Source organism: Mycobacterium sp. E3305 (assembly GCF_001666785.1).
Classification (GTDB): Bacteria; Actinomycetota; Actinomycetes; order Mycobacteriales; family Mycobacteriaceae; genus Mycobacterium.
In genome coordinates, this window is sequence record NZ_LZJA01000130.1 from 1 (window position 1) to 4,166 (window position 4,166).

General features: G+C 67.8%; 5 protein-coding genes. 3 read left to right on the forward strand and 2 right to left on the reverse strand.

Annotation, left to right across the window (positions count from 1 at the left end; genetic code table 11):
* Both A5701_RS12165 and A5701_RS12170 read left to right on the forward strand, forming a co-directional pair.
* Positions 1-908 (forward strand): Hsp70 family protein (locus A5701_RS12165; protein WP_156670065.1); only part of this gene is annotated, 908 nt, incomplete at its 5' end.
* Between the two features lie 7 nt (positions 909-915).
* Positions 916-1,581, forward strand: coding sequence for a nitroreductase family protein (locus tag A5701_RS12170; RefSeq protein ID WP_067753233.1), 666 nt, complete (start codon positions 916-918; stop codon positions 1,579-1,581).
* Between the two features lie 27 nt (positions 1,582-1,608).
* Here A5701_RS12170 and A5701_RS12175 read toward each other — a convergent pair whose 3' ends face one another.
* Positions 1,609-2,073 carry a cyclic nucleotide-binding domain-containing protein gene (locus A5701_RS12175; protein WP_067753241.1) on the reverse strand — a complete coding sequence of 155 codons (465 nt, stop codon included), beginning with the start codon at positions 2,071-2,073 and terminating at the stop codon, positions 1,609-1,611.
* A gap of 301 nt (positions 2,074-2,374) precedes the next feature.
* Here A5701_RS12175 and A5701_RS12180 point away from each other — a divergent pair, with 301 nt between their 5' ends.
* The gene (locus A5701_RS12180) at positions 2,375-3,205 is read left to right on the forward strand and encodes an oxidoreductase (RefSeq protein ID WP_067753245.1); all 831 of its coding nucleotides are present in this window, start codon (positions 2,375-2,377) and stop codon (positions 3,203-3,205) included.
* Here A5701_RS12180 and A5701_RS12185 read toward each other — a convergent pair.
* Positions 3,189-4,166 (reverse strand): AMP-binding protein (locus A5701_RS12185; protein WP_156670066.1); only part of this gene is annotated, 978 nt, incomplete at its 5' end. The genes A5701_RS12180 and A5701_RS12185 overlap by 17 nt on opposite strands.

A 4,166-nucleotide genomic window follows, 5' to 3' on the forward strand; every position in this document is an offset into this window, starting at 1 on the left:
TCGGCGGCGACGACTTCGACGACGCGATCGTCGAGCTCGTCCTGGACCGCTCCCAACTGTCCGGGGTGGACGCGGCGGCCCGCGACCTGCTGCGGGAGGAGTGCGCCGCCCGCAAGGAGGCCGTGGGTCCACAGACGCGCCGCTTCCTGGTCGACCTCACCGGGGTCGGCGGGGCGGACCGGCCCCCGTTCTCCTGCCCCGTTGACGACGTCTATTCGGTGTGCGCACCGCTGGTCGACAAGACGATGGCGTTGCTCGACCGCGTGCTGCACAATCCGGCCGGCGCCGGCCGGGACGTGACGTGGTCGGAGGTCGCCGGCATCTACGTCGTCGGCGGCGCAGGCAGCTTCCCGCTGGTCTCCCGGATGCTGCGCACCACCTTCGGCGACAAGCGGGTCAAACGCTCGCCGCACCCCTTCGCGGCCACGGCGATCGGCCTGGCGGTCTTCCTCGACAAGGAGTCCGATTTCGCGCTGTCCGAACGCTTCTCGCGCAACTTCGGGGTCTTTCGCGAGGCCGAGGCCGGCGCGGGCGTGGTCTTCGACCCGATCGTGTGCAAGGACGTCTCCCTGCCGGCCGACGGGCACACCCCGCTGGTGGTGAAGCGGTCCTATCGTGCGGCCCACAACATCGGCCACTTCCGGTTCGTGGAATGCAGCCGCCTGGTCAACGGCCGGCCCGACGGCGACGTGACGCCCTACGACCCGGTGCTCTTCCCCTTCGACCCGGCGCTGCATGATCGCGACGACCTCGGGCATCAGCCGGTGGGCCGGTGGCGGGACGGGCCCGACGTCGAGGAGCGCTACGTCATCGCCCCCAGCGGCGCGGTGGAAGTCACCCTGACCACGCAGCCGGCCGGGTTCAAGCGCACCTTCCGCCTGGAGCGCCGCGCCGCCGCGAGCGCGTGACGCGCCGATGGAACTTTATGACGTCATGAGAACGACGTTCGCGGCGCGGGAATTCACCGGCGACCCGGTGCCCGACGGCGTGCTGGCGCGCATTTTCGACAACGCCCGGTTCGCCCCGAGCGGCGGCAACCGGCAGGGCGCCCACATCACCGTCGTGCGCGACCCCGACGCCCGGCGCCGGCTGGCCGAGCTGGGCAAGGCCGCCGCCCGTCGCTACTTCGCCCAGCTGCAGGCGGGCGAAAACCCATGGAATTCAATCCATCCCAGCCGTGTGCCGCAGGACATCATCGACAGCACCGAAATCCCCGACACGTTCATCGCGCCGATCGCGAAAGCGCCTGTCGTGCTTGTGTTTTCGGTCGATTTGACGGTGGTGGCGGCCGTGGATCAGGATCTGGGCCGCGTCGGCCTGGCCGGCGGCGCCTCCGTATATCCACTGGTGTGGAACGTCCTGCTGGCCGCCCGCAACGAGGGTTACGGCGGGACGATCACGACGATGGCCGTCGCCGCCGAGGAGGGAGTCCGCGAACTGCTGGGCATCCCCGATCGGCACGCGGTCGTCGCGGTGGTGCCGCTCGGCAAACCCATCCGGCAGCTGAGGAAGTTGCGCCGCCGGGCGGTCGCGGAGCTCGTCACCCGTGACCGCTTCGACGGCCCGGCATTCGACGGCTAGGGGGCCTGTCGCGGGACGGTGTCGTGCTCAGCCGATGACATCGGCATAGATGTCCAGGAGCCGGAACCTCGTCGCATCGAGATACTGTCCGAGGACCGCGATCACGCGCTTCTGCAGCTCGTACCCCAGTTCGTGGTCCTCTTCGCACTTGCCGCGCAGGCAGTTGCCGTCGAACCCGATGGCGCGCGTCGACTCGACGGCGCGCGCATCGAACCGCGAGTTGTATGGCGGCACCAGCCACGACCAGCCAAGGATGTCTCCAGCTTGCAGCGTCTGCACCGTCAAGCCGCCCCGGCCCGGAACGGGGGTTTCGAGCGCGATCCGGCCGGCGCGGATCAGGTAGAAGTGATCGGCCGGGTAGCCCTCGCGGAAGATCAACTCACCTGCGGCGAAGCGCAGGTTCGCCGCGCACCCGACCGCCAACTGCAGATAACGCGGGTCCATCCCGCCGAAGAACGGGTGGCGGGACAGAACGCCTTCTAGCGTCCTCACTGCCAATTTCCTTCACCGGTACCGATCGATTACTCAAGACGGACGATAGTTGATTGTGACGGCCCCGTCCCGCGATCGACGAGAAGAAATTGCCTGCCGAAAGCCACCGCCGCCGGGCGGGCCACCCTCGTACGATGCTTTCGTGACCGCCGCGGCTTCCCCGCGAGGCAAGTTAGCCGACGCGAGCGAACCGGCCGTATCGACGGCGGCGCGACGAGTGACCTGACGCCAACCACTGCCGTAGTCTGACAACGCGTTTCACGCCTAGATGTTGGGTTTCGGCGAGAAGGAGCCATCCCGCATGTCCACCTGGTTGATCACCGGATGCTCGACCGGACTCGGTCGTGCGCTTGCCGAAGCCGCCATCGGGGCCGGCCACAACGCGGTCGTCACGGCGCGCGACGTCGCGAAGGTCGCCGACCTGGCGTCCGGCGCGCCGGATCGGGTGCTCGCGGCCGCCCTCGATGTCACCAACCCCGCGCAGGTCGTCTCGGCCGTGCGGCAGGCCCACGAGCGGTTCGGCCGCATCGACGTATTGGTGAACAACGCCGGTTACGGTTACCGCGCCGCGATCGAGGAGGGCGACGACGCCGATGTGCGCACCCTGTTCGAGACGCACTTCTTCGGCACGGTCTCCATGATCAAAGCGGTGCTGCCCGGCATGCGGGCCCGTCGCAGTGGGGCGATCGTCAACATCTCCTCGATCGGCGCAACGGTGACCCCGGTGGGCTCCGGCTACTACGCGGCGGCCAAGGCCGCCATCGAAGGGATGAGCGGCGCCCTGCGCGGTGAGGTTGCCCCGCTGGGCATTTCGGTGACCGTCGTCGAGCCTGGCGCCTTCCGGACCGATTTCGCCGGGCGCTCGCTCGTCCAATCGGCGACCGTCATCGACGATTACGCCGGCACCGCCGGGCAGCGCCGCAAGGAGAACGACACCATGCACGGCACCCAGGCGGGCGAACCCGCCAAGGCCGGCGCCGCGATCATCGCGGCCGTCGAATCGAGTGAGCCTCCGGGTTTCCTGCTGCTGGGCCCTGACGCCCTGGCCTTCTACCGCTACGCGACGGATGCGCGCGCCGCCGAGATCGCGAAATGGGAACGGCTGACAAGCGGCACTAACTTCGGGCCGTAACCGCCTGTCGCAGTCTGGTTTTGGCCAGCTTTCCGGTAGGTGTTCGGGGTAGGTCGTCGACGAAGTCGACCGAACGAGGCGCCTTGTAGTGGGCGATCCGGTCGCGGACATAGTCTATGAGATCCTGTGCCAACGCATCCGTCCCGCTCACCCCGGGCGCCAGCTGCACGAGGGCTTTGACCTCTTCGCCCATTTCGGGGTGGGGAACGCCGATGACCGCGACGTCGAGCACCGCGGGGTGCAGCGCCAGGGCGTTCTCCACTTCCTGCGGGTAGATGTTGACCCCACCCGAGATGATCATGAACGACTTTCGGTCGGTCAGGTACAGGAATCCATCGGGGTCGAGGTAGCCGAGATCGCCGACGGTCGTCCAGAATGGATGTTCCGGGTGGCGGGCCGCGGCGGTCTTGTCGGGGTCGTCGTGGTATTCGAACGGCAAATGATCGCGTTCGAAGTACACGGTTCCGACGGCACCGACGGGTAGCTCGGTTCCGTCGTCCCCGCAGATGTGCAGCACGCCGAGCACGCTACGTCCCACCGACCCCGGGTGGGTGAGCCATTGCTCGGAATCGATGAACGTGAGGCCGTGCGCCTCGGTGGAACCGTAGAACTCGTAGACAATGGGGCCGAGCCACTCGATCATCGCCCGCTTGACATCGATGGGACAGGGCGCGGCGGAATGCATGAGCATCCGCAGACTCGAGAGGTCGTAACGGCCGCGGATGGACTCGTCGAGTTTGAGCAGCCGCACGAACATGGTGGGAACCAGCTGTGCGACGCTGATGCGGTAGTGCTCGATGTAGCGCAATGTGGATTCGGCGTCGAACTTCTTGGCCAGCACCACGGTTCCACCCAGCGCCTGCACCATGCCGCACCATCGCAGGGGTGCGGCGTGGTAGACGGGCGCCGGCGAGAGGTAGACGTCGCTGGCTGTAATTCCGTAGAAGTGGCTGGCCATCGC